This is a genomic window from Frondihabitans sp. Leaf304, assembly GCF_001423105.1.
In the GTDB taxonomy this organism is placed as follows: Bacteria; Actinomycetota; Actinomycetes; order Actinomycetales; family Microbacteriaceae; genus Frondihabitans.
Window position 1 is genome coordinate 586,085 of record NZ_LMNV01000003.1, and the last position, 26,433, is coordinate 612,517.

Consider the following 26,433-nt stretch of genomic DNA (forward strand, 5'->3'; position numbering starts at 1 on the left):
AACCGAAAGCTCCGAACTGTGAGGGTCGGGCTACCGGGCGGCACGAGCCCACTCGTCTCGGGCTTCTTTTGCTCTTGAGGCGAAATAGTCTCGCGCCTGTGGATTCTTCGCTCGACGTCCAGCCCGGACGCGTTCTTGGCGACCATCGGCCCACAACTCGACTTCGAATTCGTCACCGATCTCCTCAGCGACGCGACGAGCTAGGACGAGACCTAGCTCGTTGAGGGAATGCGGAAGACCAACCGGAGTGAAGTGATTCGTTTCGTCAGTTTCTCCACTGGAGCGGAGATGCCACCATCGCAGGTCGCTCGCGAGCGCCGCGCTGAGTCCGCTCTCCTCGAAACCAACCGCGTCAGGAAACCAAAGGACCTCGTCCGCGTGATCAACCTCTAACCGGATGACCGACGTCTCGTATTCATCTGGCTCGGCACTGACATCCATGTCGGGAGCCTAGCCACCGCCCAAATCGACTCACAAGCCGATACCTCTCACTGCGTGCAGAGCAGCGACAGCGCGCTAGCCATCCCCTCTCGCGCACCCGAATCGTCTTATAACTGGAGGGTGCCGAAGGAATCCAGTACCGTCATCTCACCCACCCGAGGAGCTGAGACCATGTCGAATCTGCAGCGCCCTTCCGCTTTTCAGGACGGGGACACGGGTGTTGGGAAGACGCCCCCGAAGCGCGAGAGATGGCCGTCGTGGGCGCGGATCCTGGTCGTATTGGTGGCGGTGGTCGGCATCTTTTTCGGATTCGCGCAGTGCACCGAGTACCAGGCGCGGCTCGTGCCGCACCTGCCCTCCGGGGCGAAGCAGGTGCTCGCCCGCCCCGCCACCGACGCGGGGGTGATCGGGACCTCTCGCACCAACAGGGACATCACTGTCGTGCAGAAGGAGGGCAGGATCCCAGCCGACCTCATTCCCGTGCGCTGGAGCACCGGCACGCTCCGCCCGGCCTCCCGCGACCTCCTCATCACGGGGGGGGTACGGCAACTGCGGTGCGCCCGCCCGCGAGACCGACGTGTTCCTCCTCGAGACGCCCGACTCGGTGCTCATCGACGTGTGGGACGACACCCGCAAGGACCTTCCACTCGGAACGGCGTGCTCTGGCGTCGGCCTCACCGGCACAGCGACCGTGCACCTCGCAGAGCCACTTGGCTCCCGGACGCTCGAGCTGCACGAGATCGCTCCACGCTGACGCACGCTGGTAATAGTCAGTGCTCGGCTTCGCGGCATGACCAGCTTAAGTTTGGGGAGGGTTCCGTTCTGCGCACGTCAAGGAGACGTCTAAATCGACAGCAGCCCCCTTCGCCAGATCCACCCTCCGGCCGATCCATTGACCTCTTTGGGCCGATGCGACACCGTCCAACCTCCCCGTAGCGTCGAATTGTGACAACGGGATGGGACGACACCGGCGAGCTCTACAGAGAGCGGACGACGCAGCGCACCGCCGCCCAGTCCTGGATCCTCGCACTCATCGCCATCGGACTACCTGCCGCATGGTTAGCCGGCATAGTCTTCGCACGCTGGTTCGAAGGGCATGTCGGTTACCAGGAGGCACCGTTCGGTCCCTACCCCGGTTACGTGCACCCAACCGACGCGCAAACGAGGGTGCATCTCACCGCTGCTGCCCTCGAGACGTTGACGCTGCCAGCGATGGTCGCCGGGATGGTGTGCGGCTTCCTGTCGCTACGGCGGCCGCGACCGGACGTGCTGCCGGTCGCCGCGACCGTCATTAGCTGCGTCGCCGTGCCACCCGGCGTCTACGTGACGGTGCTCGGGTTGGTCGGGTTCGTCTTTCAGTCGTAGCCGCCGCCTGGTTGGGCCGAGAAACACCCACTCGAACCGGTTTCTCTTTTTCCACCGATGCAGGGCTCGTGCAGCCAGGAACCGGAGATAGGTAACTCCCGTTAGGACCACAAAGCTCAAGGGGCGAACAGCAAATCCACCGGTGGTCGACTAACTACCAAAGGGCAAAAGGATGCCGAGCAAACACAGGGAGAAGAAGCGACAACTTGGTGTGTGGGGCCTGGCTATAGTCCCACCTGGACAGGAGTGCCATTCTGGTAGGCGTCCAGCCGATAAAAGAGCAGCGAGGCAATGAGCCCCACCGTCGAGGAAGTCCAGAGATCCGCGGATGCCCAACGCGAGCTCGCGCTCACGCTCTTCCGGGCCGTCCCCGAGAGCGACTGGGTCACAGTAGTCGCCACCTTCGTTGAAGGCGGAGCAACCAATATCGGACGCGCGGAATTCATCCGACCGGATTCCTCGTTCGGATCCATCAGGGGAGGATGGGCCGTCTTCGAGGCCTGGACTGCTGTCCGAGCGTCCATGGTGGACGGCACGAAAGGCACCTGGCTGTCGGCCGAGATCACGCTCGAGGCCGCAGGCAAATACCATTTCGACTTCAACTACGACGTTCGACCCTATGGCGGAAGAAGCGCCGGCCTGTTCGCGCCGCTGGACGACCCCTCCACCGCTATGCCGACGGACGACGACTGGCGCGAAGACCTCCGCCGATACCCGCGCTCGCCTGAATTTCTCCCCAACTGGCTCGCCGCCCTCGCGGGTGAGGGCGACGCGCCGGTCGTCGCGCCCCACGAGGCGCTCGACTCGTCCCTCATCATCGCCGCCCTCGCAGCACCAATCACCTGGCCGGAAGAGCTCGCCATGCTCGAAAGCTCGCCCGAATGGACAGAACTGTACGACGCAGTCTCGGCCAGCACCGCGGTGCAACTCGACGTGAACCGCGACATCACCTCAATGCTCGCCTCCGAGAGCAAGCGCGCCGAGTGGGGCGGGTGGCTCGACAGCCTTCTACAGGCTGTGTTCAGCGACGTATTCGCAAACCGCATCGAGTCGGGCGACGTCGCCGGCCTCGAGCGGGTGTGGCGTCCTCTTGAGGCCGCGGGCCTCGCGAAGGCGCCGACGGGACTCGAGAACATCGACCGGTCGGCACCCGTCACCGGGATCGGCGGCAACATGCCCGACGTCGTGGTGCGACTCATCGATGACGTCTCCCACGCACTCGGTGTGCTGATCGCAGGCCAGTTGATCAACCGGTTCGGGTTCGCGCCGGAGGCGTGAGAAGCGAGGGATCTCAGCCCCGATGCCGCGAACCATTGACGCCGCAAGGCATCAGGTATCCAGTGGCATCACCTTTCTCGCTGGCTGAAGTCGACACCCGGCTGTCCCGAGGGCCAGACCGGTGTCACCCGCTGACCGTCAGTCGGCAAAGTCGTGGAACACGGCTCGGAGCTTAGGTCGTCCAAGGCGAGCCTCGGCGATAGGGTGTCGAAATCAGTTGGGGAGCGCGTGGGGGCACAGTGCAGTCATCAGACAGCGAGTCAGCATCAGGATCGATAACCCAGTTCGCAGGCGTGGCTGGCATGAGGGGGCGCCGGGCCTCGACGATCACGGGAGCCGCAAGGGCATCCTCCGATGCCCTTGTATCGCTCATCGTCAGGGTCATCCGATGAAACACGACACGACTATTCCTAGGCGTGGTTTCTTGGTCGCTGCAGCAGCCGTGGCGCTTCTGGTCGCGAGCGGATGCACGATGTCCACACCCTCGGTGATTGCGACCTCACACCGCGCAACCGCGGTAAACCCCTCCCCGAGCCAGATGTCCGCGCCTCTCCTGCCGGCCAAGGATCTGGGCCCCCGAGAAGGGGCGGACGGAGAAGCGACACCTGGGAAAGACGGTGTCTTTGAATACGTGGTGGCGTCGGGCGACACTGAGACAGGCATCGCTTCGCGGTTCCGAATTTGCGTCGGTGACGTTCAAAGCTCCACCGGTGATTTGTCTATCTTTGCCGGTGATCGGATTAGTCTTGAAAAGACGACAGGTGTGCCTTTGGGCTCATCGAAATGTGTCCAGCCTGGCGGATAAAAAACCGTCGCTCCGACGCCTGCTCGTGGATCCGATGGGGGGGAGGACACCGCGGTCCCCTTTGTGTCGGTGGCCCTGCCTCGAGAGACAGAACCACCTCCCACGCGACGAGATGGACGAGCGCGTCACCTGGAGGATTGCTTAGTCTCCGGCGATATCTCGAAGAGCTGCCAAGTGTGCCTTCCACGCGGTACGGCCCTCGGCGCTCAGGGCGAGAGTCGTGCGTGGCATCTTGCCGACGAACCCTTTCTGAACTTTGAGGTAGCCGGCCTGCTCGAGAAGAGCGACCTGCTTGCTCAGCGCGGAGTCAGTCACCTCGATCGCATCGCGCACCTCACGGAAACTGAGCTTCTCGGCCTTATCGAGGGCTGCCGCGATCGAGAATCTGATCGGATTCTGCAGCACGTCGAAGAGGCGATGCCTGGGATGCACGTGTTCGTCGGTGGCCGTCAACGTTTTGCCTCAACAATGGCGGCCGTGAATGTCACAAAGAACACCAAGCCCGAGGCCAGAGCTGCGAGAGGAAGGGAACCATGGGCGAAACACATCACACCGATGGCGAAGAGGTAAGGGACAAGCCACGCGCCGATGTAGATCGCCCATCTCTTGCTCCATGCGAAGGCGAGACTTCCCTGCGTCGTGATGAGGAAAAAAATTATTGACGCAAAAAAGGCGGCGAGCGTTGCGACATAGACGAGACCGAACGCGTTGCCTTCTGTCATCGCCATACCGAGGGTTCCCATGGACGTCGTGAGCCCCAGCGCGAGGAGGAAGGTGATGTAGGGCCAGCGGACCGCATTGTGGGCACGGTCACTGATTCGGCGAGCGTCCTCCAGAAGGGAGCGGGCGGCCACAGGGCTAAGTTGTGCGTTTTCGTCGGACATGAGGCTCCTTTGCTTGTCTCAAGCATCACACGTACTTTCCAGTACGGCAAGTAGTTTTTCGACGCGCAACTGACACGACTGTCTCATGTGTAAAACCAAGCGGATTCCCCGCAGAGGGTGCCTCAGCCCGACGGCCGAATACCCTCCAGACACCAGCCGAGACCAACGCTGGGAGTCCGCGCAGCATGGGTCGGGCGTGTGGCAGGCCAGCCTTCGCGAAATCGTGCGACGGGTTAGCGGGGCGAAGGTGTTTTCGACCGCTGCGTCGCGGCGGCTGCGACTTCCCGGAGTGCCTTGAGGACCCTGCGGACGGGGGCGTGCGCAATGGCGTCGGGACGGGCGAGAACGTCGACGTGGCGAACGAGAGTCACGCCGATCACTGGGCGTAGCACCATCCCGTCGACCGCAAGGGAGGCGGCAGTCGTCTGCGGCATGACAGCGATCGCCGCCCCGGCGCGGACAACCTCGGCGGCGACAGAAAACTCGTTGATGCGATGATCGACCCGAGGGGCTTGGCCGATCACGGCTCCCAGGTAGTCGAGCACACCGGTGAGGGGAAATCCCTCATGGGTGGATATCCACCGCTCGTCTCGTAACTGCTCCGGGCTGATGCCGGGCAATACTGCCAACGGGTGGCCAGCGTGCAGGGCGATCACGAGGGGTTCTACGAGGAGCGGTGTCACCACAAGACGCGTGGTCGGCCATTCGGGGTCGTGGGCGAGACGGTGTGCGATGACGAGGTCGTAGTCCGCAGTGAGGCCGGCGAACTTCTCTTGCGCGACGTCGGCGTCCGCGAGGGAGACACGCGGACCGTCGCCCAGCTCGATGAGGAGCGGTCCGAACAGGGCGAGACCGGCACTGTGAAAGGCGGAGATGGAGACGGGTCGCGCCTCCTGGTCCAGGAAAGACCCGACGGCCCCCAGGGCCTCGGCGAGAGCCTCGTCGACGCGTGCCGCAGCGACTGCTAATGCTTCACCGGCTTCGGTGAGCACAAGTCGGCGCCCCTGCTTGACGGTCAACGGAACGGGGATTCCCGCCTGCAGCGCAGTGAGCTGTTGCGACACTGCGGATGCACTGACATGCAAAGCGGTAGCCACGGCCGCGACACTGCCCCGGTCTCCCAGCTCGCGAAGGAGACGGAGGCGGGCAGGATCCATAAGTTGAGACTAAAGCGTCGATGAAGATGGTGGCCGTTGTTCTTCACGATCCATATACGGACAGTAGTGGGATGGCTAGTAAGCGCCCTGAACTCATCGTCGATCTGCTCCTGCTCGGCGTCGCTGCAGTGTGGGGTGCCAGCTTTCTCGCGGCTAAGGAACTCGCCGCCGAGACCGGGGTTCCAGCGGCCGTCGCTCTCCGGTTCCTTGTTGCTGCAATCGCAGTAGGGGTCGTGTGTCTCGTGCGGAGGGAGCGACTCCCTCGGGGACGAGGCCTCGTGATCTCCGCCGGGCTGGGTTGCTCGCAGGCGGCCGTGATCGGGCTCGAGACCTGGGGCGTGCACCTCACCTCGGCGACCAATGCGGGGTTGCTGATCAGTCTGGCGCTAGTACTGACGCCAGTCCTGGATGGCATTGCGTCGCGATCGTGGCTACCCCGGTTCTATTTCATTGCCGCCGTAGGTGCCGTTGTCGGCGTTGCCCTCCTCGTCTCCGAGGGTGGCCTGCGCACACCGACAGCTGGTGACGGCCTGGTCATCGCCGCGGCGGTTATCCGCGCCTTTCACGTGACGGCAAGCTCCCACCTGACGCGCAAGCGCGCGGAGGGCAGCTTCGGCGTTGTTCTCGTACAAATGGTGGTGTGCGCGATCGCCTTCGCCACTATGGCCGGACGCAACCTTCCTGCCGCCGTCGTGCAGATGGATCCTTATCAGTGGGCTGATGTCCTGTTCCTGGGGCTGCTGTGTTCCGTGTTCGCCTTCATCGTTCAGCTCTGGGCGGTGAGACGCACCTCGGCTTCCCGCGCGAGCATCCTGATGGGCACCGAACCGGTGTGGGCACTGCTCGTCGGAGTCCTCATCGCCGGCGAAGCAATCGGACCGCTCGGGGTGTGCGGTGCAGTCCTGATCATCGCGGCGAGCTATGCCGGGCAAGCCATTGAGCGCCGGCACCGACAGCAGACCAGCGACTCAGTTGGTCGGCCGACCTCAAAGGCTGCTCCTGAGCGAACCTTCGCGACCATCTCGGAAGACAAGAGGCCGAGTAGAGAGCCGTCTCGATAAATCGATGGACGAGACCTGCACGGACCGGATGCCGAGTACCCGTAGTTCCGTGATCAGTCCGTTCGCGCGGCGCTTCGTCGAGTGAGACGAGTCCCCTGAAGCGGCACGCGGGCGTCCCGCAATCGGTTGCGAAGGGGGTCTGGGGCAAGGAGCCCCTATCGAGCGAGCTCGTCCTCAACGAAGGCCGGCCGCGCCAATGTCACGGCCGGAACAATCGCCACGAGTGCGACGACGAGTAGGAAGAGCAGCGGCAATGTCCAGCCGTCGCTGACGTCATGCAGGAGCCCGACGAGCAGTGGGCCGAGCGCGCCGAGCGCGTACGCGACCCCCTGCGCGAAACCGCTGAGTGCGACGGTGCCCGCGGGAGTTCGCGTGCGTCCATTGATGAGCACCAGGCAGACCGGGAACAGGATCGAACCCAAGCCGATGAGCAGGACCCACAGCAGCGTCAGCGGCGCGGGTGCGAGGAGAAGGCCGAGGTAACCAAGCACGAAGCTGACGATGCCGGCGCCGATCAACCAGCCGACGTTCCGCAGCCGGGCGACGAGGAGGGGCGCAAGGAGTGCGCCGGGCACGCTGACCAGCCCGGTCACGGCGAGTAGCACGCCTCCCTCGGCCGGGGTCGTCCCTGCGACATCTCCGAGGATCTCAGGGAGCCAGGCGAAACTGGCGTACGTGAGAATCGTGCTGGTCGAGAAGGCGAGGGTGATCGACAGCGCTACGCGTGATCGCCACAGGCCCGTGACGACGGTCGCGGTCGACGGCGGGGCGGTGCCGTCATGTGACGCTCGTCGATGGCGCTCCCGCAGGATGACGACGAGCCATGGAACGAGCGCGGCGATCGAGGTGACCGACCAGACTCCGAGGGAGAATCGCCAACCGGCGAACTGCGCGACCGGCGCTGCGAGGGCGGCGGGCACGGCGGTACTCACGCCGACGGTGCAGACGTAGACCGCGGTCAGCAGGGCGACGCGATCGGGAAAGTACCGCCGGACGACAGACGGCAGCAACACATTGCCAATGCCCGTGCCGGCGAATGCAACGATGCTCCCGACGAGTAACCCCCCGACGCCCGGTGCCGCCGCGCGGATGAGGTGCCCCGCGGTGATGAGAACCAGCGCGATGACGATGCCGCCATCAAGACCGAATCTGCGGGCGACCCGGGGTGCAATGAACCCCGAGCCGGCAAACAGAAGTGGCGGGAGAGTTCCGAGCCAAGCAATGTCGAGGGTCGAAAGAGGGATGTCCACGAGGACGTCGCCCAGGATCGGAGAGATCGCGGCGACAGCCTGGCGCAGGGAGAACGCAACGAGCAGGATGCCCACGAGAGCGGCTGTGCGTCCCGCCCACAGCGGCAGGCGACGATCATCAGGCACCCCGCGATTCTAGAGTCCTGCTGACACGCAACTCGATCGAGGGATGCGCCTGGGCCGGTCGACAGGGATACTTAGGCATCGGCCTATAGCCGCGCGTGAAGGGGGATTCACCATGTCACACGACCAACAGCCCTATGCGGGCCGCCCCAATGCCAGCGAGATGTCGCACTACGGGGGCGTCGCCTACTCTCCGCCCGAGCGAGTCGAGTCACGGCTCAGCGACCAGATCGCGCCTCTGTCGCGCTGGTCTCTCGTCTGGCGCCTCGCCGTCGCTGGAGTCCTGGCGCTCCTCGGGGTCGTCGATCTCATCCGGTTCTTCGTGCTGCTGTCGTCGGGTTCGAGCGCGAACCCGGCCCTCATCGTCGGATCCTTGGCTCTCGCCGTCGTCTTCTTCCTCTACCCGGTGTCCGTCGCGGTGAAGCTCCGAAGGGGCACGCTTTAGAGCGTATAAAGCGACATAACGCCGGCGCAATGCGGGGAAACTTCCCCTTGGCCGCTTAGGTGCGCTGTTCCTAGCTCTTCGCCCGCTCCACAATTCACGCGTTCTGAAAGGCGCACACCTTAGGATCCGATCCGCTCCATTTGATCATCGGGCGCCAGTTCTGTTTTTCGACCGGCGCGACTCCTAGTCCTTCCGCGAGGGGTGCGAGTAGTTGCTCGCTCGTCTTACCCGTTGCTCATCCGCCAGGACGAGGCAGAGCCCCACGAACGCTCCGGCTACGGCGACGCTACACACGATGAGCAGAACCATGCCTCAAGTCTCCGTCGCGCACCATATGACCGCAACAACGGCGTGAACTTGATCGGCCCCGAGGGCACACGGGTGACCTGGGCAGAAACAGTCCCACGTTGTTGGTCGCAGATCGCCCATCTGCCCTAGGTTGAGCAGTGGTGAGGAAGCCCGAATCTTTCTCAACTGCCTTTGAGGGGGATCCGTATGTCTGGTGAGTCGCGCCCGGGTGCCGGTCCTGGTGCCGGGTGGTACCCGGATCCTTCTGGGGGTGCGGGAACTCGCTGGTGGGACGGCGTCAGGTGGACGGATCTCGTGGCTCCCCCCGGTGGCTCCCATGCTGTGGGAACCCTTTCGCCCGACAGGCCAAGGCTCGATCCGAAGACCCCGATCTATGGCCCGCTGATCTGGCTGATTGTGCTGCTGCCCGTGGTGGTCTGGCCGCTCAGCCTGTCGTACCGGCCGACGATCCGCGTGATCGAAGTGGGCCCCTCTGGCGTGCCCTCCGTCGACCCGGCATCGATCTACACACCGCAGTACATTGCCGTGCTTGCCGCGGGTTTCGTTCTGTATGGAATCAGCGTGGTTCTGGCGTGGGGAGACTACCGACACCTCACCCGGGTCGGCGTCGTGCGCCCCTTTCACTGGGCCTGGAGCTTTCTCTCGTCGCCGGTGTACGTGATCGGCCGATCGGTGATCGTGCACCGCGTCGCTCCGGGGCGGGGCTTGTGGCCGGTGTGGGTGTTCATCATCGTCGAGGCCGGTGGGCTGGTGCTCGGGGCAATCAACGCGGCCAGTTACGCCCAGCAGCTCTCTGACGTCTTCCGGCCCGGATCGTGAGACGGCTTTTTCGAGATCTGCGCGTGCGGCTTGCACTTGGAGCACTCGGCGGTGGTGTGCTCATGGGTGCATTCGTCCTGGAGTTCGGGGAGAAGTACTCCTGGGATCACCGCGGGTGGATAGCTGTCGTGGCGGGCGTCGTCTTCGCCGGAGTCGCCGCGGCCCTGATCCGCTTCGATTCGAACCGCGACACCACTATTGGTGCCCAAGAAGTCGACGACTGGGTGGAAAGGAACGAACTCCCCTCCGACATCCCGCTCGGTGAGGCCTTGTCTCGGCTGGCAGCGCGCGTCGACCAGGTCCGCACGGCAGTGTGGGCCAACGGTGTCCTCCTTCCCCTGTGGCTCTTCCAACTCGGACTCATGCCCGACCACCCGACGCTGATCAGCATCGGGATCCGGGTAGCGATCAGTGCTTTCTACGCCGTAGCCCTGGGATGGGCCATCCACGCCCGAGTCCGGCAGGTTCCTGTCATGCAGGAACTCATCCTTGAAGGGCAACGATGCTTTGCCGGTATCCCCTCCCCCACCGATTAGCAGTCTCCCCGGCACCACCCGACATTCCTCCCGAAGAAAGCACTCTCATGTTCGTCTTTGCTCTGATCTGCCTCGTCGCAGGCGTCATCACCCTCGTTCTCGCCCGCCGTTCCCGAGCAAACAAGCTCGCCCTTCCCGGGGGCAGCGAAGCACCGGGCCCAGACAAGACGGGAAACCGCATCGCTCTCGGCGCCGGTGCACTCCTTGTAGTCCTCGGCTTGGTACTGGGGGTCACGTCGTCCGTGTACGCCCAGGATGCCGGCGAGGCGAGAGTGATCCGCTCGTTCACTGGTCAGATCGTCGGGCAGACGACGTCGACCGGCCTCCACGTCAAGGCGCCGTGGGATTCGACGGTGAACTTCAACATCCGCAACCAGACGGTCACCTACATCAACGGGACCGGGGGCAGCGACAGCGACAACAACGGTGGCATCCGCACCGGCCCGTACATCACTGTTCAAGACAAAGACGGGGTCTCGGAGAACGTGTCGCTCACCGTCCGCTACTCGATTCGGCCCGCGTCGGTCACGACGATCTACACGTCGTTCCGCGACGAGGAGAACTTCAAAGCATCTTTCATCACTCAAGACGTCCGGGCCGTCGTGCGCGAAGTGCCGAACAACTACTCCACTCTCGAGGTGCTGACGAAACGCGCCGAGATCGAGACCAGTATCGAGCAGGCGCTGACCAAGCGGTGGGCGGATACCGGTGTCGAGGTCAACTCGATCAGCCTGCAAGAGATTCAAGCTCCGAAAGCCGTCACGGAGAGCTATGCCGAGGCCCAGCAGGCGCAGATCGACGTCACCAAGCAGCAGGCCAAACTCGATGCGACGAAGGTCAGCGCTCAGCAGGCAGTCGTCACCGCCCAGGCCAACGCGAAGGCGAACGATCTGCTGACGAAGTCGCTTTCGAGCCAGGTTCTCACCCAGCACTACATCGACGCCCTCGAAGCCTCCGCCGACAAGGGTGGCCTGGTCGTCGTGCCGAACGGATCGTCTCCCCTGATCAACATTCCCAAGGCGACCAAGTAGTCGTTCGCGACACGTCGCTCGGAGCACGCCAGCCGCAGACCGCATGCCGCGACCCGGCGAATACCGCTGGCGGTCGTCTCGTCGAGATCGACGGACGTAAGCGGTATGTGTGGGGCTCGGCCGAGCGCTTCCGGGCACCCCGTTTCTCCCGCCGGCGCCCTAGGTCACGCGGCTTTTTTCTCTACCCCAAACCCCGCTGGCAGCCGGCGGTCAAGCAGAAAACCGCCCACGAAACCGGCAACTGCGACGACGACGCCAGCAAAGAGCGGAATAGAGAAGACCCCCACGCGCAGCTCCGTGCCCATCGCCTTCGACAAGACGAACAGGCCGATCACCACAGCGAGGGCCACCACTGTCATCACAACAACAAAGCGACGGCCAGCTGCATGAGCCCCGCCCTTTTCGAAGTTCTCTGCGAATCGGTCTGGCGGCCCGAACTCATGAGACGGATCTTGCCCCGCCTCCGCCGAATGCATTCGAACGTCGTCCAACGTCGATCGAATCGTGTCTTCCGACAGACCTCGAACCCTCAGTGCAAAAGCTAATTCCCGGTAGTAGTTCACGAATTACCCCTCCTTCGTCGAGACGCCACGACGTCCAGTGTTTTTCTGACTAACTGCCATTCGTCGAGGAGCGCATCAGCGTGTTCCCGACCAGCCCCCGTCACCCGGAACACTTTTCGTCCGGGACCCGTCACCTCGTGCTCCCACGCGAACTCAACCCATCCTCGGTCGCCGAACCGGGCCAACAGCGGGTAGAGCGTTCCACCCGTCACCGGAACGCCGGTAGCCTCCGTCAACCGCTCGAGAAGCAGATAGCCATGAGCCGGCTTCTCCTCCAGAAGAACGAGAACCGTCAGCGGAAGGACGACTCGAGTCCAATCCGACGACCATGGGTTGTACATACCTAGATGGTGTCACAACCTATCTAGGCATGCAACGTTTTCGGGTGTGTCAAAGCGCAGCGTTCCGTGTCTCGCGGCAGGGCACTTTCGCCCCAGACGGGATGTCAGCATTACGGAACTCGGGCCCACACGACAGGCGACGACCCGGGCGGAATCACCAAACCGCTTCAGGTCGAGACCAGCGCCCCACCCGCCCCCTACTCGTCCGACAACCCGCGCAACCCACGATCGACGAACGCAACCGTCCAGGCGAAGCTCTCGTCGACGTCGGTGTCCATCTGGAATCCGTTCGATGCCTCGAGGGTCGCGAAGCCGTGCACGACACTGCGCAGCAGACGGATCGCGTGGATCTCGTGCTCCGGGGCGAGGTGGTAGCCGCGCAGCACAGCCGCGAACGAGCCGAGCGTGCGTTCGAGAGCGATGGCGAGGGGATCCTCGGGCCCCGTCGGGGTGATTCCGACGGTGGCGGCGTACCGGCCGGGGTGCTCCTTGACGAAGGTGCGCACCACTTGAGCGGCTGCGGCGAGCGCATCACCGCCGGCCAGGCCCTGCATGGCCTCGCGCAGCGCGTCCCCCAGCTCGGTGGCGCCGAGAAGGGCGATCCGGCGGGTGAGGTCGGCGAGGCTGTCGACGTGTTTGTAGAGCGACGGCCCCTTCACCCCGAGGCGCTCGGCGAGCAGACTCATGCTGAGCGGGGCCGGGCTGATCTCGTCGGCGAGGTCGGCCGCCGCGAGGGTGACGGCCGCGGGAGCGAGCCCCGCCCTAGGCATTGGTCGGTGCCGCGGCGTGCGTCCGGCGCAGGAACGGGACGACGAGCTCGAGCACTGCCCCGGGAGTCTCGGTGTGCGGGTAGTGCCCGGCACCGTCGATGACGGCCAGTTCGCCGAGTCCGGCAGGGAGGTCTCCGAGGATCCTGGTGCCCTCTTCGCGAGGATCGGTCCAGTCCGGGTCGGCACTCCCCTCGATGACGAGCACCGGGCACTGCACATTGGCAAGTTGCGCACCCGCGTCGACCGGCGCGGACTTCGTCATGCCTCGCAGGGCCTTCATGCGCTCGGGCTTGGACAGCTCCGTCTCGATGCGCGCTCGCTCGGCGGTCCAGTCGGCGGGCTTCGCGGGGATGGCGATGTCGAGGTAGGCCAGCCAGCCCTTCACGCTGCCGCTCAGCATCACCCTCATGAGCTGGGTCGTTCCCGTGCGAACGCGCTTCGTGCGGAGGATGCCGATCAGGTCGAACGACTGCTTGCGGGTGAACGGAGCAAGCTCGACGACGCCGACGATCACGTCGGGTGCGGTGGCGGCGGCGATCGTGGCAGCCCCACCGCTGATCGACTGGCCGACGATCACAGCCGGGCCACCGAGGTGACGCACGACCGCGACGAGGTCACCCGCGATGTCGGTGCGCGAGTAGCTCGGCCAGTCGGCGCTGGAGTCTCCGCAGCCGCGGATGTCGACGTTCGCCACCCGGTAGCCGGCCGCGACGAGCTCAGGCACCAGGAAGCGGTACGAGTGTCGACTGTCGCCCATGCCGTGGGCGAGGACGACGAGGGGGCCTTCGCCGGTGAGGTCGTAGGCGATTGTTCCTTCGCCGATGGTGAGGTGCTCGAGCATGATGTTCTCCGTTGGTTGCGCGTTGGCTACTGTGTGTAGCTAAAAGCTATTGATCGTAGCCAAGCGTGTCAACCCCAGATTCAAAACAGTCTTCGCCTCGGGCGTCAGCCCGCCCGGCGGGGCGCGCTCGTGGTCGAGCCAGAGGCGCCGATCACCTTCTTCGCACCGGGGGCAAGAATCTGCGAGACCCGACCGGGCGACATTTCGAGCGCCCCGCTGATGTCTCGCACTGAGTACCCCTTCGATTGCAGCAACTCGGCGACCCGCGCCGTGTTCCGCACGAGCTCAGCGGCCCGCTCTTCGAGCGAACGCCTTTGGCGCCCGAGCTCGATCGCCGATACAAACTCGGCTTCGACATTCTCGAACGTCCACTTAGTGTCGACGACGGCCCCATCGTCGAGGTCGTCCATCACGTGAATGGCCTCCGCCAGCGCGGCCCGAAGCCCGGAATAGGTGCGCGAAAACGTTTGAATACCCTCTCGGTTCGTCACCTCACCGAGCCACGTGCCGTTCTCGCGCGTCACTAAGACCTCGTAGGTCGATCCACTCATTTCAGCCACCCCTTTCCAAATGCGGGTTCGAGCGATCTTTGAATACTTGCCAGCGTGCCGGCGGGAATGTCGTGCGGTCCGTGCTGAGCGACGATCGTGCGGTACGAGCGGCCATTGGCCCACACCTCGTACTTTCGATGCGAGCCCCGTTGACCCACCTGAACGCCTCCGAGCTTTTCAATCCGCTCGTTCACTTCACCCGCCTTCATAAGGCTAAGTTTAGGAGCTAAACACCGCAACTGTATAGCATCTAAACACTTGCGTGAACTAGTGCTCGCGGCAGAGGGACTAAGCCGGTCAGCCCCGTGGCGAGACCCTCAGATCGGGCTCACACCCTCGATATTGGCGGAGACACCGGCCCTAGGCAGCGGGTTTACGCCGATCGAGCGGGTCCACGCCGAGCCAGCGGGTTTAGGCCGAACGCGCGGGCCCCCGCGGCCTCAGAGCGCATACCCGACGCCCGCATCCGCCGAGAACGCAAACCACGCCGTGTCGCCGGGGGCGAGGTCGAGGTCGGCAGCCGCAGCGGGAGTCACGTCGGCTGCGAGCATGTCTCCGCGGATCCTGATGCTGTCTCCGCGCGGTTCGACATCGAGAATCGTCTGCCACACAGCGTTCCCCTCCGCACGCCCCGGCTTGAGATGCGAGACCCGCACCAACGACGGCTTCACCACGATCGCCGACGACGCACCCCTCGCCACCTCGGCCTCGAACGGCGCGACGACCTTCCACCCGTCCGTCGCCTCGATGCCGTCGGCACTCCGCACCCCGGTCACGAGATTCATCCCGGCGAGACCCGCCACGAAGGCCGTCCGGGGGTGCGCGAACACCTCGCGGGTCGGTCCGTCGTCGACGAGTCGGCCACCTTCGATCACCAGCACCCGGTCGGCGAGCACCAGCGCATCGAGTGGGTCGTGCGTCACGAGCAGTGCGGTCCGGTCGGCCAGGACCCTCTTGAGTAGCCGACGGAGCGCGGGCGCTGCACCGATGTCGAGGGCCGACAACGGTTCGTCGAGAAGAAGAAGCGAAGGATCCGCGGCCAACGCCCGCGCAACACCCACCCGCTGGGCCTGTCCGCCCGACAGCGCTGCCGGTCGCCGCCCTCCCAGCTCGGCCGCATCCACTTCGGTGAGCCACTGCCGCGCCACCGCCCGGGCCTCCTGCCGCGATGCGCCCGTGCTCCGCGGCCCGAATGCCACGTTGTCGAGCACGCTCAGGTGAGGAAAGAGGAGGGCCTCCTGCGCGAGCAGCGCGACACCTCGGCGGTGGGGCTGAGTCCAGGCCCGCGAGCCGGCCGTTGCGTCGAAGAGTGTGCGGTCGTCGAGTCGGGCGTGACCCTGGTCGGCATGGACGAGCCCGGCCAGCAGACCGAGCAGGGTCGACTTGCCGGCGCCGTTCGGGCCCATGACGGCGATCGTCTCGCCGGTTTTCACACCGAAAGTGAGGTCGAACCCTCGGGCGCGCACCCGCGCTTTGAAGTCGAGCGTCATCGGTCGGCTCCCGAGGGGCCTGATGGCACGGAGCCGTTGCGGTAGGCGAGCCCCACCACGAAGACGGCGACGGCCACGAGCACGAGCGACAGCGCGACCGCCGTGTCGGGGTCGGTCTCGAGCTGCAGGTAGATCTCGAGGGGAAGGGTGCGCGTCGTTCCCTGCAGGCTGCCGGCGAACGTCAGCGTGGCGCCGAATTCGCCGAGAGCGCGGGCGAACGACAGGATCGCCCCCGACACGAGCGCCGGCAGCAACAGCGGCAGCGTCACCCGCCGGAGCACGGTGGTCGGGGCTGCGCCGAGGGTGGCGGCGACCGCCTCGTAGCGCGCGCCCGCCGTGCGGATCGCCCCCTCCAGGCTCAGGATCAGGAAGGGGATGGCGACGAACGTCTGAGCCAGGATCACGGCCGTCGTCGAGAAGGCGATATCGATGCCGAGAAACTGGAAGGTGCTGCTGAGGAGGCCGCGCCGCCCGAACGTGTAGAGCAGGGCGATGCCGCCGACCACGGGCGGAAGCACGAGCGGCAGCAGCACGAGCGACCGAGCAATGCGCTGCCCGGGGAAGGTCGCGCGGGCGAGCACGATCGCGATCGGCACGCCGAACACGACGCAGAGCGCGGTCGCGGCAAGCGACGTTCGCAGGCTGAGCAGCAGAGCCGCGACCGACGAGTCGGACGTGATCAACGGAACGAAGTCGACCCAGTTCACTCGGCTGACGATGGCGACGAGCGGGAGCAGAACGAACGCCGCTCCCACGCCTGCGAGAACAGCGACCCACCGGGGAACGCCGGCCAGGTGCGCCCGGGTTCGCGTCATCCTCCGATTCTGGTCCATCCGCGCCCGCGGTATCGGGGCTGACCCGATCAGGGCTGGCCGAAACCGGCCGCCGCGAGCACCTTCTGGCCCTCGGCCCCGGCGACGTACTTCACGAACGCGTCTGCCGCCGCCTTGTTGCTGGAGTCTTTGAGGGTGGCGATCGGATAGGTGTTGACGGCCTCCTTCGAGTCGTCGAAGGTCACTCCGTCGACCTTGCCGTCAGCACCCTTCACGTCGGTCACGTAGACGAGGCCCGCGTCGGCCTCGCCGGTCTCGACCTTGCTCAGCACCCCCGTCACCGCGGTCTCCTCGCTGACCGGCTTGAGGGTGACGCCGGTGGCCGCCTCGATCTTCTCGGTGGCCGCGCCGCACGGAACCGCCGACGCGCAGACGACGGTCTTCACACCCGACTTCGCCAGGTCTGTGAAGGTCGAGATGTTCTTCGGGTTGCCCGTCGGCACCGCGATCTCGATGGTGTTCGTCGCGAAGTCCGTCGGGGTGCCCGTCACGAGGTCGGCATCGGTGAGCTTCGCCATGTTGGCGGTGTCGGCCGAGGCGAACACGTCGGCCGGAGCACCGGACTGGATCTGCGTCACGAGCACCGACGATCCGTTGAACGTCGTCTTCACAGTGACGCCCGGGTTGGCCTTCTCGAAGTCGCTCGCTAGCTGCGTGAAGGTCGCCGTGAGCGACGCCGCCCCGTAGACGGTGATGGAGCCCGAGAGATCGCCCGACCCGGCGGTCGTCGAGGTCGTCGCGGCGGGGGTGCCGCCGGAGGAGCAGGCGGCGAGGCCGAGAGCGAGGGCGGCAGTCACGGCCAGGAGGCCGGACGTACGGGCGAGGGGGCGCATGGGATGGCCTTTCGGATCCTTCAGTGTCGCGTTTGCGGCGCTAAACCCACTCTAGATGCGCTTTTGCGGTTTCGTCGCGACAAAGCCCGCGGTCATTCGGGGTGAAGTCGCGTGAATCGGCCGAGGTCGCACCGCCGCGGCGCGCGAGGTCGGCCGTTCCGCGCGAGGTCGCCGCACCCCCCACGCCGCCGTCGGTACGCTCGTGGGAGCGACAACTGGGTCACTCTGGCCCTGGCAGCTACGTTAATCGCAGCGAAAGCATCAGGCTCTAGCCCCTCGAAGGAGAGACCCCCATGAATTCGACTTCATCTGCTCCCACATCGGGCCTCTCTGAGTGGTCGTTCCTGCTGCCCGGTGCGAGCACGGCCTGGCTGCAGGCCTGATGACGCTCCATCTCGCCGACTCGTGGGTGTGGGACTTCTGGCTCGTCGACGACGGCGCCGAGTACCACGCGTTCTTCCTCTACGCGTCGAGAGCGCTTCAGGATCCAGACGCCCGCCACCTGAGAGCGTCGGTCGGGCACGCGGTCTCGACCGACCTCCGCTCGTGGACCCGGGTCGCCGACGCTCTCGTGCACTCGGACGCCCCCGCGTTCGACGACGTGGCGACCTGGACGGGCTCGATCGTCAGGCACCCCGACGGCCGCTGGTTCCAGTTCTATACGGGCACCTCGATGCCGGGCGGCCGGAACGTGCAGACCGTCGGCTACGCCACCTCCGACGATCTGCTGACTTGGACGAAGAACCCGGCGAACCCCTTGCTACGGGCTGACGAGCGCTGGCATCACCGGCTCGTCGACGGCGGCTGGGATCATGAGGCGTTCCGCGACCCGTGGGTGTTCGCCGATGGCGACGGCTGGACGATGTTCGTCACCGCGCGAGCGGTCGGCGCCCGCGCGGGTGAGTGCGGCGGCGGAATCGTGGCTCGGGCGCACTCCACCGACCTCGAGCACTGGCAGGCGCTGCCGCCGCTGACGACGCCGGGCCACGGCTTCGAGCAGCTGGAGGTCGTGCAGACCTTCGCCCTCGACGGCCAAGCCTTCATCACGTTCTCCTGCCTTGCGCCCGAGCTGGCGGGGCCGAGGCGCGAGACGACGGCGACCGGCGGCATCTGGGTGGCCCCGGGCGAGAGCCTCAGCGGGCCGTTCGACCTCGAGGCCGCGCAGCTGCTCACCGACGACTCGCTCTACGTCGGCCGCGTCATCGCCGAGCGCGAGACGGGCCGACCGCTCTTCCTGGCGTTCCGGCACAACGCGCCCGACGGCTCGTTCGTCGGCGACATCAGCGACCCGTTCGAGATCGGCGTGGTCGACGGCGTCGTGCGCATCGAACCGTCACCAGTCGTGAACGGTGCCGTCGGCTAGGCGGTTGTAGGGCAGGTACGCCTTCTCGTAGGGGTACTTGCCCGCCGCGTCGACGTCGAGCGCCACTCCGAGGCCCGGCTCGTCGCCGGGGTGCAGCATGCCGTCCGTCCAGGTGAAGGTCTGCTGGAACACCTGGTTCGTGGCGTCGCCGTGCTTCATGTACTCCTGGATGCCGAAGTTGTGGATCGCGAGCCCGAGGTGCATCGCGGCTGCCATTCCGACCGGCGAGATGTCGGTGGGCCCGTGCATGCCCGACTTGATCTGGTACTGCGAGGCGTAGTCGAGCACTTTGCGCAGGTGCGTGATGCCGCCGGTGTGGGTCACGGCGCTGCGGACGTAGTCGATCAGCTGCTCGCGGATGATCTGCTGGTAGTCCCAGACGGTGTTGAAGATCTCACCGATGGCCAGCGGGGTCGTCGTGTGCTGGCGCACCAGGCGGAGCGCCTCGGGATTCTCGGCCGGGGTCACGTCTTCGAGCCAGAAGAGGTCGTAGGGCTCGAGCGACTTGCCGAGGCTTGCGGCCTGGATCGGCGTCATCCGGTGATGGCCGTCGTGCAGCAGCGGCACCTCCGGCCCGAACTCGTTGCGGACGGCCTCGAACACGGTCGGCACGTGGCGGAGGTACGACCGGGTGTCCCAGTCCTCCTCGTTCGGCAGAGCCCCGCGCTGGGCGGGCTCGTGGTCGTAGCGCACGCCCCTGTTGGCCTCGAAGGTGGCGTTCGAGGCGATGCCGTAGATCGACTTGAGCCCCGGCACGCCGGTCTGCACTCGGATGGCCTTGTAGCCCTGCTCCTGGTGCGAGCGGATCGAGTCGAACAGCTCGTCGGTCGTCTTGCCCGAGGCGTGGCCGTAGGCGAGCAGACCGGTCCGCGACGCCCCGCCGAGCAACTGGTAGAGCGGCATGCCGGCGGCCTTCGCCTTGATGTCCCACAGGGCGACGTCGACCGCGGCGATCGCGGCCATCGTCACCGGGCCCCGCCGCCAGTAGGCGCTTCGGTAAAGAAACTGCCAGGTGTCTTCGATGCGGCTGGCATCCCGGCCGACGAGGAGCGGCACGACATGCTCCGAGAGATAGGCCACGACGGCGAGCTCCCGGCCATTCAAGGTCGCATCCCCGAGACCCGTGAGGCCGTCGTCGGTCGTCAGCTTGAGCGTGACGAAATTGCGGTCGGGGCTGGTGACGATCACTTCGGCTTTGTTGATGATCACGGGAGAACTCCTTCGTTCTGGGTGGCGCGGGCGCACCATCGAGCCTACGGGCGCCGGTCGCGCCTCGAAGGGCTGGTCAGAGCGAAGGATCCGCGGATCCTCGTGTGCGACCCGGCCGACCCTACGCGCGCTGCGGCCGCCCGAGCACCCCGGCGCGCACCCCGAGCAGATACATCTGGCATCCCAGGCAATAGCCGAAGACCGAGTTGAGGAACGCCGCGACGAACGCCAGAGCCGCGAAGAGCGGCACGGCCCACGCGAGCCCGACGAGGCCGAGCACGACGCCGATGCCGGTGATGACGAGACCGACCCCCTGGGCGAACGTCGGCGGTGTGGGGTCTTCGAGCTCGGTCGGTGCCGGAAGTCGGGGCCGGACGACGCGGCGGAAGAGGGCGCCGTAGGGGTGACGGCGGATGCCCGCGAAGGCTCCCCAAGCGAAGAGGAGGGCGATCGCCGTCAGCACGATCACGGCCGCCACGGACGCGCCGATGAGCGAGAGGAAGATCGTCACGAGGAGGAGGATCGCGGTGATCCCGGCCCCGAAGCGGGGTGAGCGCGGGTCGATGCCGGATCCTCGGTCAGTTGGCGTCATGGTCGTCTCCCAGTAGTCGAGCGAGTTCGGTTTGGAGTTCGCGAGGTTTCGGCGGCCCACCGATTCGTGCGCGGATCGCCCCGCGCCGATCGAGGATCAGCGTCGTCGGCGTCTGCAGAACGTTGTAGCGCGTCGCCACGTCGGGGGCCCGGGTGAGGTCGACGTCGATGTGCTCGACGCCCTCGTGCCGCGCGGCCTCGGCCGATAGCAGCCGCCTCGTCGCCGGGCAGTAGGTGCAGAACTCGGTCGAGAACTGCAGCAACGTGACGCGGTGGCCGAATGCCTCGGTCGTGCCGACGTCGGCGGGCCTGACGAGATCGCTCTCTCGGGTGTCGTCGTCATTCTCGGGTCGGCGACGCACCCGGCCGGTGGACCGCCGCCACGCCAGCCCGACGACGGTCGCCAACGCGACCAGCGCGAGGAGCGCGACGAGAGCGAGGCCGGGAGTCATCGCTCGACGATAGGTCGTTTTTCTGGTGCTTCGCCCACATGACCGCATGTGACGAAGGATCCAGCACTGGTTACGCTTGCGATATGAGCCGCTCCCCGATCGTTCTCTCGCCGGGTGCGTCCATGCCGGGCACCACGGTGCCGGCCACGTCGGGCCCGCGCACTCTAAGTTGCGCGTTCGGTGCGAACTGCGCCTGTGTCTTCGCACCCAAGCCGGTCGCGGCGGATCCTGCGCTGGCGTCCACCGACGTCGTCGACGTGGAGGTCGCGAAGCTGACCGACCTCGGCTACACCGTCGTCGAGTCGAGCCCCGACGAGGTGCTGATGGAGCGCCGCATGGGCATCCCCTTCTGCTACAACCTCGGCCTGGTGGTCGTGACCGGGTTGCTCTGGCTCGCCTACTGGATTCCGCGCATCCGCCACCCGCGGTTCGACACCCGGCGCCTGACGCGCGCCGCCGACGGGTCGGTCGCCGTCGAGCGCGCAGTCGTTCGTCGCTAGTCGCGTCGCCAATCAGAAAAACGCATGAACAAACGCCTCGCCTTTCTCTTCGCCCTCGCCGGCGGGGCCGCTGTCGGCAACCTCTACTGGTCGCAACCGCTCCTCGACTTCATCGCGCGTGACCTCCAGACAGGTACGGCCCACGCGGGCTGGCTCGTCACTGCGACGCAGGTCGGCTACGCCATCGGGGTCCTGCTGTTCGTGCCGCTGGGAGACATGCTGAACCGCCGGATCCTCGTTCCGATCGCCCTGCTATGCGCGGCCGCCGCCCTCCTCGCCAGTGCTGTCGCCCCCACCTTCGCCGTTCTGCTGGTGACCCTGTCGCTCGTCGGCCTCACCACGATCTCGGGTCAGATCCTCGTGCCACTCGCCGGCGACCTCGCGGACGACGGTAACCGGGGCCGGATCGTCGGAACGGTCGTCTCCGGAATCCTCATCGGCATCCTGGTCTCGCGCACGGTGTCGGGCCTCGTCGCCGGAGCCGCCGGCTGGCGCGCCATCTACTTCGCCGCCGCCGGCCTCGCGGTGGTGCTTGCCGTCCTGCTCTGGATCGCCATTCCGACGCTGCCCGCCCGGGCAACGATGCGATACCCGGCACTGATCGGCTCGGTGTTCGCCATCGTTCGCCGCGAGCGCACGGTGCGGTGGAACCTCGTTCTCGGCGGCACCTCCTTCGCCGTCTTCACGATGTTCTGGACGGCGCTCACGTTCCTCTTGAGCGCCCCGCCGTTCTCCTTCCCGGTCTCGATCATCGGGTTGTTCGGGCTCGTCGGTCTGGCCGGCGCCGCAGCCGCCCAACGCGTGGGCCGCCTGAGCGACCGCGGCCTGGGCCTGCCCACGATCGGCGGAGCCTGGGCGCTAATCCTCGTCGCCTTCGTCGTCGCAGGAATCGGGCAGCGCTCCGTCGCCGTCATCATCGTCGCCATCCTGCTGCTCGACGTCGCCATTCAAGGGCACAACATCACCGTCCAGTCGCGGATGTTCCTCATCGATCCCCAGGCGCGCAGCCGTCTGAACACGGCCTTCGTCACGAACAACTTCATCTGGGGTGCCGTCGGCTCGGGGCTCGCGTCATTCCTCTGGACGCAGGGCGGATGGACAGCCGTCATGGTCGCCGCCGCCGCGCTCAGCGGCTTCGCCCTCACGGTCTGGTTCATCATAAGGCGGAGTGCCCTCCGCCTGCCCCACGAGAGGTAGCTCCCTCGTAGTGGTCGCTGACACCGGCGAGGAACCCGCTGAGAACCATCCCGCGTTGTCAACCCGTTCGGCCGTGAAGAGCCGATCGACCGCGACCGGGCCAGTGTCGAGGGATGAGCCAATACGACAAGAAGAACCCGATCACCCTCTACCCGGCCCCGCCGTTCCCGAAGCAGGAGCAGTCGTTGCCGGGCGCGGCCTGGAAGATGGATCCGAAGCCCGACCACGGTGAGGAAAGCTACGTCGGTCTCGGCCGTCTCAAAGGCTTCCGCGGTGTCGTCACCGGAGCCGATTCCGGCATCGGGCGGGCCGCCGCCATCGCCCTCTCTCGCGAGGGCGCCGACCTCGTTCTCTCCTACCTGCCCGACGAGCAGACCGACGCCGAGGAGGTCCGCGACCTCCTCGTCAGCGAGGGTCGTAAGGCGATCCTGGTGCCCGGCGATATCTCCGACGAGCAGTACTGCGCGGATCTCATCGAGACGGCCGTCCGTGAGCTCGGCGGACTCGACACCCTCGTGATGGTCGCCGGCCGCATGGAGAGCAACGACGACATCCTGACCCTCACGACCGATGCGATCGACTCGACCATCAAGACGAACGTGTACTCGCTCTTTTGGCTCTGCCAGGCGGCGATTCCGCACCTCGAGCCAGGATCCAGCATTGTCACCACGGGCTCCATCCAGGGCGCCCAGCCCTCCCCCGACAAGATCGACTACGCCCTGACCAAGGGTGCGATCGGTGTCTTCACCGCGGCACTTGCCCAGCAGCTCGCGCCCAAGGGCATCCGCGTGAACTCGGTGTCGCCCGGCCCCGTCTGGACTCCCCTGCAGCCAGGATCCGACGACGCCGAGACGGTATCGACGTTCGGCGAGCAGGCCCCCTTCAAGCGTCCCGGTCAGCCGGCCGAGCTCGCTGCGGCGTATGTGCACCTCGTCAGCCCGGAGTCCAGCTACACCTCCGGTGCCACGATCACGATCGCGGGCGGCACTCCCGCGTTCTAGTCGTCGCGGGCGGGTCGGCCCCGGTCGAGATGTTCTGCGCTGCGTCGAGGTCGATGCCGCGCAGAACATCTCCACCGGGGTCCGCGCCCCTGCCCGGACGCCCCGCCTAGAGGCGTGGAGCGAGAAGCGCCGTGATGACGTCGCGAAGCGGCCCCTCGAGGCCGTCGACCCCGGTGGAGGCCAGCGGCTCGAGACCCGTCGACGAGGCGCGGAGCAGGGCAATGCCGAGCATGGTCGACAATGCGATCTGCGCTCGGAGCCGGAGGTCGTCGCTCGAGACGTCTTCCACACTGCGCCCGGCCGCGACCGCCATCTGATCGGCGAAGTAGCGAAGCGTGTTGAGGCGGATCGCGTCGGCCGTCTCGTCTCCTGACGACCGCAGGAGGAGAAGAAGCTGAAGCGAGCGGTCACCGTTCGCCGGCCCCGCGACCTGCCGAGTGAGGGCCTCCACGAGATCGTCGAGCGTCGCCGACGAGCCGTCGGACCGCCCCAGCTCGTCTCGGGCGTGGGCGAGACAGGCTTCGAAGAGGCCCTCTTTCGACGAGAAGTAGCGGTTGATGAGCGCGACGTTGACCCCGGCGTCGGCGGCGATGTCGCGCACCCGGGTCGCCGAGTAGCCGTCCTGCGCGAATCGCCGACGAGCAGAGGAGAGAAGGAGTCGTCGGGTGTTGGCGGCGTCCCGCGACTTCCCTGTCGTGGCGTCTGCGTCGACGGCGTGCGGCGGTGCGTGCATCATGGCTCCTTTGCGATTCTCCCCCACCGTACAGGTCGAGCCCAGAGCCTGTAAACGACTGTTGACTTTGATCCGATTCTGGATAGAGTCGCTAAGTCATCACTTGTTTACATCGACTCGGAGCCTCATGTCGCACACCCTTCAGGAACCCGCCACCGGTTCCGTTCCCGTCACCCGCGGGCACAACCCGAACACGACTCTCCTGGTCGTCTACCTGGCACTCGGCGGCCTCGCGTACGCCGTCCTGCAGTCGCTCGTCGCACCGGCCCTCTCCACGATCGGCCGTGACCTCAACGCGTCGACCGCCAGCGTCAGTTGGATCATCACCGCGTACCTCCTGTCCGCCTCCGTGCTCACACCGATCTTCGCGAAGCTCGGCGACATGATGGGCAAGCGCAAGATCCTCATCGTCGTGATGAGCCTCCTGCTGATCGGAACGGTCGTCGCAGCTCTCGCCCCCAACCTCGGCGTTCTCATCGTGGCGCGCATTCTGCAGGGCGCCGCCGGCGCGGTACTGCCCCTCTCGATCGGCATCGTCCGCGACGAGCTCCCGAAGGAGCGCGTCAGCGTCACGATCGGGATCCTGTCGGGCATCTTCGGCATCGGAGCGGGCGTCGGCATCGTCGCGGCCGGCCCGATCGTGCAGAACCTCGACTATCACTGGCTGTTCTGGTTCCCCCTCGTGCTCATCTTCGTGGCCCTCGTGGGCATCATCTTCGGCATGAAGGAGTCGCCGATTCGCACACCCGGGCGACTCGACCTGGCGGGCACCGGGATCCTGACGGTCTCGCTGGTCTCGCTCCTCCTCGCCATCAGCGAGGGAGAGAGCTGGGGCTGGGGCGACGTCAAGACGATCGGCCTCCTCGCCCTCGGCGCCGTCGCACTCGTCGCCTTCGTGCTGGTCGAACTTCGCGTCACCAGCCCGCTGATCGACGTACGGCTGTTCACGATCCGCGGCGTCTGGACGGCCCACGTCGTCGCCCTCGTCTTCGGCTTCGCGATGTACGGCACCTTCGTGCTCGTGCCGACCCTGCTACAGCTGCCCACGTTCACCGGTTACGGCTTCGGCAAGACCGCCTCGGTCGCGGGTCTGTTCCTCCTGCCGACGGTCCTGATGCTCGTCGTCGTCTCGCCCCTCTCGGGCAGCATCGTCCGCAAGTACGGGCCGAAGCCCGCACTGGTCATCGGCGCCGCCTTCTTGACCGCCGCGTTCGTCTTGCCGGCCATCTCGCATGCATACCTCTGGCAGATCCTGGCCTCGGGAATCATGACGGGTGCCGGCATCGGATTCGGGCTCGCAGCCGCCTCGAACGCCGTCATCGAGAGCGTCCCCCTGGCTCAGACCGGCGAGGCGATCAGCGCCAACACGATCGCCCGCACCATCGGCTCGAGCGTCGGAACCGCCGTGATCGCGGCCCTGATCTCGTCACACACCCAGGTCTTCCCGCTTCCGACCGGCTCCATCGCGCTGCCCTCCGACGACACCTTCACGATCGGCTTCTGGACGTCTGCCGGCGTAGCCGTCCTGGCGATCATCATCGCGCTGATCGCTCCGTCGATGAAGAAGCGCGCTCACGATGCCCGCGCCCTCGGCGTCGAAGACACCGATGCGATCGTCACCGTGAAGTAGGTCGCGAACGGGCCCCCTGGCGGGTCGCCAG

Annotated in this window: 31 protein-coding genes and 1 pseudogene; 14 read left to right on the forward strand and 18 right to left on the reverse strand. The window is 66.1% G+C overall.

Translation table 11 applies throughout. The annotated features are described in order from the left end of the window. Positions 1 to 30: 30 nt before the first annotated feature. Positions 31 to 441 carry a hypothetical protein gene (locus ASF54_RS16480; protein WP_157510180.1) on the reverse strand — a complete coding sequence of 137 codons (411 nt, stop codon included), beginning with the start codon at positions 439 to 441 and terminating at the stop codon, positions 31 to 33. A gap of 577 nt (positions 442 to 1,018) precedes the next feature. Here ASF54_RS16480 and ASF54_RS16485 point away from each other — a divergent pair. The 3 genes from ASF54_RS16485 to ASF54_RS13060 all read left to right on the forward strand — a co-directional run bounded on the left by ASF54_RS16485 (position 1,019) and on the right by ASF54_RS13060 (position 3,084). After that, entirely contained in the window at positions 1,019 to 1,195 is a 177-nt protein-coding gene (locus ASF54_RS16485) for a hypothetical protein (protein ID WP_157510181.1), read from the forward strand. Positions 1,196 to 1,386: 191 nt separating this feature from the next. After that, complete coding sequence (locus tag ASF54_RS13055) at positions 1,387 to 1,806, forward strand: hypothetical protein (RefSeq protein ID WP_055963696.1); 420 nt, start codon at positions 1,387 to 1,389, stop codon at positions 1,804 to 1,806. A 291-nt stretch (positions 1,807 to 2,097) separates the two neighbouring features. Then, positions 2,098 to 3,084: a hypothetical protein gene (locus ASF54_RS13060; protein ID WP_055963699.1), complete on the forward strand. Its 987-nt coding sequence runs from the start codon at positions 2,098 to 2,100 to the stop codon at positions 3,082 to 3,084. Between the two features lie 946 nt (positions 3,085 to 4,030). On the opposite strand, the gene ASF54_RS13065 is transcribed toward ASF54_RS13060, so the two are convergent. The 3 genes from ASF54_RS13065 to ASF54_RS13075 all read right to left on the reverse strand — a co-directional run bounded on the left by ASF54_RS13065 (position 4,031) and on the right by ASF54_RS13075 (position 5,930). Beyond that, complete coding sequence (locus tag ASF54_RS13065) at positions 4,031 to 4,321, reverse strand: winged helix-turn-helix domain-containing protein (protein WP_235481070.1); 291 nt, start codon at positions 4,319 to 4,321, stop codon at positions 4,031 to 4,033. A 17-nt stretch (positions 4,322 to 4,338) separates the two neighbouring features. After that, complete coding sequence (locus tag ASF54_RS13070; protein ID WP_055963705.1) at positions 4,339 to 4,773, reverse strand: hypothetical protein; 435 nt, start codon at positions 4,771 to 4,773, stop codon at positions 4,339 to 4,341. Between the two features lie 233 nt (positions 4,774 to 5,006). Then, complete coding sequence (locus tag ASF54_RS13075) at positions 5,007 to 5,930, reverse strand: LysR family transcriptional regulator (RefSeq protein ID WP_055963708.1); 924 nt, start codon at positions 5,928 to 5,930, stop codon at positions 5,007 to 5,009. A 71-nt stretch (positions 5,931 to 6,001) separates the two neighbouring features. Between ASF54_RS13075 and ASF54_RS13080 the strand changes: the two genes are divergently transcribed. Continuing rightward, complete coding sequence (locus ASF54_RS13080; RefSeq protein ID WP_084816263.1) at positions 6,002 to 6,991, forward strand: DMT family transporter; 990 nt, start codon at positions 6,002 to 6,004, stop codon at positions 6,989 to 6,991. 155 nt (positions 6,992 to 7,146) lie between these two features. Here ASF54_RS13080 and ASF54_RS13085 read toward each other — a convergent pair whose 3' ends face one another. After that, on the reverse strand, positions 7,147 to 8,367 hold the full coding sequence (locus ASF54_RS13085) for an MFS transporter (protein WP_055963711.1): 1,221 nt from the start codon (positions 8,365 to 8,367) through the stop codon (positions 7,147 to 7,149). A gap of 112 nt (positions 8,368 to 8,479) precedes the next feature. On the opposite strand from ASF54_RS13085, the gene ASF54_RS13090 reads away from it, so the two are divergent. From ASF54_RS13090 to ASF54_RS13105, 5 genes and pseudogenes are all read left to right on the forward strand, one after another. After that, positions 8,480 to 8,809: a hypothetical protein gene (locus ASF54_RS13090; protein ID WP_157510182.1), complete on the forward strand. Its 330-nt coding sequence runs from the start codon at positions 8,480 to 8,482 to the stop codon at positions 8,807 to 8,809. 495 nt (positions 8,810 to 9,304) lie between these two features. After that, positions 9,305 to 9,418, forward strand: a pseudogene (locus ASF54_RS17040) (DUF2510 domain-containing protein); the annotation flags it as partial. A 21-nt stretch (positions 9,419 to 9,439) separates the two neighbouring features. Beyond that, positions 9,440 to 9,937, forward strand: coding sequence for a hypothetical protein (locus ASF54_RS13095; RefSeq protein ID WP_055963718.1), 498 nt, complete (start codon positions 9,440 to 9,442; stop codon positions 9,935 to 9,937). A gap of 23 nt (positions 9,938 to 9,960) precedes the next feature. Continuing rightward, a complete protein-coding gene (locus tag ASF54_RS13100) occupies positions 9,961 to 10,473 on the forward strand; it encodes a hypothetical protein (RefSeq protein WP_157510183.1) in 513 nt (170 codons plus the stop codon). A gap of 47 nt (positions 10,474 to 10,520) precedes the next feature. Then, the gene (locus tag ASF54_RS13105) at positions 10,521 to 11,504 is read left to right on the forward strand and encodes a prohibitin family protein (RefSeq protein ID WP_055963723.1); all 984 of its coding nucleotides are present in this window, start codon (positions 10,521 to 10,523) and stop codon (positions 11,502 to 11,504) included. Positions 11,505 to 11,668: 164 nt separating this feature from the next. Here ASF54_RS13105 and ASF54_RS13110 read toward each other — a convergent pair whose 3' ends face one another. The 9 genes from ASF54_RS13110 to modA form a co-directional block, all read right to left on the reverse strand. After that, positions 11,669 to 12,067 carry a hypothetical protein gene (locus ASF54_RS13110; RefSeq protein WP_157510184.1) on the reverse strand — a complete coding sequence of 133 codons (399 nt, stop codon included), beginning with the start codon at positions 12,065 to 12,067 and terminating at the stop codon, positions 11,669 to 11,671. Beyond that, entirely contained in the window at positions 12,064 to 12,408 is a 345-nt protein-coding gene (locus ASF54_RS16140) for a PadR family transcriptional regulator (protein ID WP_084816266.1), read from the reverse strand. The genes ASF54_RS13110 and ASF54_RS16140 overlap by 4 nt, the downstream gene beginning before the upstream one ends. A 197-nt stretch (positions 12,409 to 12,605) precedes the next feature. Then, positions 12,606 to 13,178 carry a TetR/AcrR family transcriptional regulator gene (locus tag ASF54_RS13115; RefSeq protein ID WP_055963729.1) on the reverse strand — a complete coding sequence of 191 codons (573 nt, stop codon included), beginning with the start codon at positions 13,176 to 13,178 and terminating at the stop codon, positions 12,606 to 12,608. Continuing rightward, the gene (locus tag ASF54_RS13120) at positions 13,171 to 14,019 is read right to left on the reverse strand and encodes an alpha/beta fold hydrolase (protein WP_055963732.1); all 849 of its coding nucleotides are present in this window, start codon (positions 14,017 to 14,019) and stop codon (positions 13,171 to 13,173) included. The genes ASF54_RS13115 and ASF54_RS13120 overlap by 8 nt, the downstream gene beginning before the upstream one ends. Positions 14,020 to 14,123: 104 nt before the next feature. Next, positions 14,124 to 14,570, reverse strand: a complete 447-nt coding sequence (locus ASF54_RS13125; protein WP_055963734.1) for a hypothetical protein — start codon at positions 14,568 to 14,570, stop codon at positions 14,124 to 14,126. After that, positions 14,567 to 14,779, reverse strand: coding sequence for a type II toxin-antitoxin system HicA family toxin (locus ASF54_RS16145; RefSeq protein ID WP_084816267.1), 213 nt, complete (start codon positions 14,777 to 14,779; stop codon positions 14,567 to 14,569). Before ASF54_RS16145 ends, ASF54_RS13125 begins: the two co-directional genes overlap by 4 nt. A 231-nt stretch (positions 14,780 to 15,010) precedes the next feature. Beyond that, positions 15,011 to 16,060 carry a sulfate/molybdate ABC transporter ATP-binding protein gene (locus ASF54_RS13130; protein WP_055963737.1) on the reverse strand — a complete coding sequence of 350 codons (1,050 nt, stop codon included), beginning with the start codon at positions 16,058 to 16,060 and terminating at the stop codon, positions 15,011 to 15,013. Next, positions 16,057 to 16,875, reverse strand: a complete 819-nt coding sequence (locus tag ASF54_RS13135) for an ABC transporter permease (RefSeq protein ID WP_055963740.1) — start codon at positions 16,873 to 16,875, stop codon at positions 16,057 to 16,059. The genes ASF54_RS13130 and ASF54_RS13135 overlap by 4 nt, the downstream gene beginning before the upstream one ends. Positions 16,876 to 16,922: 47 nt before the next feature. Continuing rightward, on the reverse strand, positions 16,923 to 17,726 hold the full coding sequence (gene modA / locus ASF54_RS13140) for a molybdate ABC transporter substrate-binding protein (protein ID WP_055963743.1): 804 nt from the start codon (positions 17,724 to 17,726) through the stop codon (positions 16,923 to 16,925). Positions 17,727 to 18,108: 382 nt separating this feature from the next. Here modA and ASF54_RS13145 point away from each other — a divergent pair, with 382 nt between their 5' ends. Beyond that, on the forward strand, positions 18,109 to 19,089 hold the full coding sequence (locus ASF54_RS13145) for a glycosyl hydrolase family 32 (protein ID WP_055963746.1): 981 nt from the start codon (positions 18,109 to 18,111) through the stop codon (positions 19,087 to 19,089). Here the strand turns inward: ASF54_RS13145 and manD are convergent. The 3 genes from manD to ASF54_RS13160 all read right to left on the reverse strand — a co-directional run bounded on the left by manD (position 19,060) and on the right by ASF54_RS13160 (position 21,341). Beyond that, on the reverse strand, positions 19,060 to 20,298 hold the full coding sequence (manD, locus tag ASF54_RS13150) for a D-mannonate dehydratase ManD (protein ID WP_055963748.1): 1,239 nt from the start codon (positions 20,296 to 20,298) through the stop codon (positions 19,060 to 19,062). The two genes, ASF54_RS13145 and manD, sit on opposite strands and share 30 nt — an antisense overlap. Before the next feature lie 121 nt (positions 20,299 to 20,419). Further along, positions 20,420 to 20,890, reverse strand: coding sequence for a DUF4395 domain-containing protein (locus ASF54_RS13155; protein WP_055963751.1), 471 nt, complete (start codon positions 20,888 to 20,890; stop codon positions 20,420 to 20,422). Continuing rightward, complete coding sequence (locus ASF54_RS13160) at positions 20,877 to 21,341, reverse strand: TlpA family protein disulfide reductase (RefSeq protein WP_055963754.1); 465 nt, start codon at positions 21,339 to 21,341, stop codon at positions 20,877 to 20,879. The genes ASF54_RS13155 and ASF54_RS13160 overlap by 14 nt, the downstream gene beginning before the upstream one ends. Before the next feature lie 83 nt (positions 21,342 to 21,424). Here ASF54_RS13160 and ASF54_RS13165 point away from each other — a divergent pair, with 83 nt between their 5' ends. The 3 genes from ASF54_RS13165 (at position 21,425) to ASF54_RS13175 (ending at position 24,039) form a co-directional block, all read left to right on the forward strand. Further along, on the forward strand, positions 21,425 to 21,841 hold the full coding sequence (locus ASF54_RS13165) for a hypothetical protein (protein ID WP_055963756.1): 417 nt from the start codon (positions 21,425 to 21,427) through the stop codon (positions 21,839 to 21,841). A 24-nt stretch (positions 21,842 to 21,865) separates the two neighbouring features. Then, positions 21,866 to 23,038: an MFS transporter gene (locus tag ASF54_RS13170; protein WP_055963759.1), complete on the forward strand. Its 1,173-nt coding sequence runs from the start codon at positions 21,866 to 21,868 to the stop codon at positions 23,036 to 23,038. A gap of 113 nt (positions 23,039 to 23,151) precedes the next feature. After that, a complete protein-coding gene (locus ASF54_RS13175; protein WP_055963761.1) occupies positions 23,152 to 24,039 on the forward strand; it encodes an SDR family oxidoreductase in 888 nt (295 codons plus the stop codon). 106 nt (positions 24,040 to 24,145) lie between these two features. Here ASF54_RS13175 and ASF54_RS13180 read toward each other — a convergent pair whose 3' ends face one another. Continuing rightward, positions 24,146 to 24,775, reverse strand: coding sequence for a TetR/AcrR family transcriptional regulator (locus ASF54_RS13180; protein WP_235481071.1), 630 nt, complete (start codon positions 24,773 to 24,775; stop codon positions 24,146 to 24,148). A gap of 124 nt (positions 24,776 to 24,899) precedes the next feature. Between ASF54_RS13180 and ASF54_RS13185 the strand changes: the two genes are divergently transcribed. Continuing rightward, positions 24,900 to 26,402 carry an MFS transporter gene (locus ASF54_RS13185; protein WP_055963763.1) on the forward strand — a complete coding sequence of 501 codons (1,503 nt, stop codon included), beginning with the start codon at positions 24,900 to 24,902 and terminating at the stop codon, positions 26,400 to 26,402. Positions 26,403 to 26,433 lie beyond the last annotated feature (31 nt).

Coding starts and splice junctions, on each gene's coding strand:
- ASF54_RS13080 (WP_084816263.1), top strand. CDS start 6,002: ATGGCTAGTAAGCGCCCTGAACTCATCGTCGATCTGCTCCTGCTCGGC.
- ASF54_RS13060 (WP_055963699.1), top strand. CDS start 2,098: ATGAGCCCCACCGTCGAGGAAGTCCAGAGATCCGCGGATGCCCAACGC.
- ASF54_RS13185 (WP_055963763.1), top strand. CDS start 24,900: ATGTCGCACACCCTTCAGGAACCCGCCACCGGTTCCGTTCCCGTCACC.
- ASF54_RS13160 (WP_055963754.1), bottom strand. CDS start 21,341: ATGACTCCCGGCCTCGCTCTCGTCGCGCTCCTCGCGCTGGTCGCGTTG.
- ASF54_RS13145 (WP_055963746.1), top strand. CDS start 18,109: ATGACGCTCCATCTCGCCGACTCGTGGGTGTGGGACTTCTGGCTCGTC.
- ASF54_RS13170 (WP_055963759.1), top strand. CDS start 21,866: ATGAACAAACGCCTCGCCTTTCTCTTCGCCCTCGCCGGCGGGGCCGCT.
- modA (WP_055963743.1), bottom strand. CDS start 17,726: ATGCGCCCCCTCGCCCGTACGTCCGGCCTCCTGGCCGTGACTGCCGCC.
- ASF54_RS13075 (WP_055963708.1), bottom strand. CDS start 5,930: ATGGATCCTGCCCGCCTCCGTCTCCTTCGCGAGCTGGGAGACCGGGGC.
- ASF54_RS13090 (WP_157510182.1), top strand. CDS start 8,480: ATGTCACACGACCAACAGCCCTATGCGGGCCGCCCCAATGCCAGCGAG.
- ASF54_RS16140 (WP_084816266.1), bottom strand. CDS start 12,408: ATGTACAACCCATGGTCGTCGGATTGGACTCGAGTCGTCCTTCCGCTG.
- ASF54_RS13175 (WP_055963761.1), top strand. CDS start 23,152: ATGAGCCAATACGACAAGAAGAACCCGATCACCCTCTACCCGGCCCCG.
- ASF54_RS13105 (WP_055963723.1), top strand. CDS start 10,521: ATGTTCGTCTTTGCTCTGATCTGCCTCGTCGCAGGCGTCATCACCCTC.
- ASF54_RS13070 (WP_055963705.1), bottom strand. CDS start 4,773: ATGTCCGACGAAAACGCACAACTTAGCCCTGTGGCCGCCCGCTCCCTT.
- ASF54_RS16480 (WP_157510180.1), bottom strand. CDS start 441: ATGGATGTCAGTGCCGAGCCAGATGAATACGAGACGTCGGTCATCCGG.
- ASF54_RS13120 (WP_055963732.1), bottom strand. CDS start 14,019: ATGCTCGAGCACCTCACCATCGGCGAAGGAACAATCGCCTACGACCTC.
- ASF54_RS16145 (WP_084816267.1), bottom strand. CDS start 14,779: ATGAAGGCGGGTGAAGTGAACGAGCGGATTGAAAAGCTCGGAGGCGTT.
- ASF54_RS13135 (WP_055963740.1), bottom strand. CDS start 16,875: ATGACGCGAACCCGGGCGCACCTGGCCGGCGTTCCCCGGTGGGTCGCT.
- ASF54_RS13115 (WP_055963729.1), bottom strand. CDS start 13,178: ATGCCTAGGGCGGGGCTCGCTCCCGCGGCCGTCACCCTCGCGGCGGCC.
- ASF54_RS13155 (WP_055963751.1), bottom strand. CDS start 20,890: ATGACGCCAACTGACCGAGGATCCGGCATCGACCCGCGCTCACCCCGC.
- ASF54_RS13130 (WP_055963737.1), bottom strand. CDS start 16,060: ATGACGCTCGACTTCAAAGCGCGGGTGCGCGCCCGAGGGTTCGACCTC.
- ASF54_RS13125 (WP_055963734.1), bottom strand. CDS start 14,570: ATGAGTGGATCGACCTACGAGGTCTTAGTGACGCGCGAGAACGGCACG.
- ASF54_RS13180 (WP_235481071.1), bottom strand. CDS start 24,775: ATGATGCACGCACCGCCGCACGCCGTCGACGCAGACGCCACGACAGGG.
- ASF54_RS13165 (WP_055963756.1), top strand. CDS start 21,425: ATGAGCCGCTCCCCGATCGTTCTCTCGCCGGGTGCGTCCATGCCGGGC.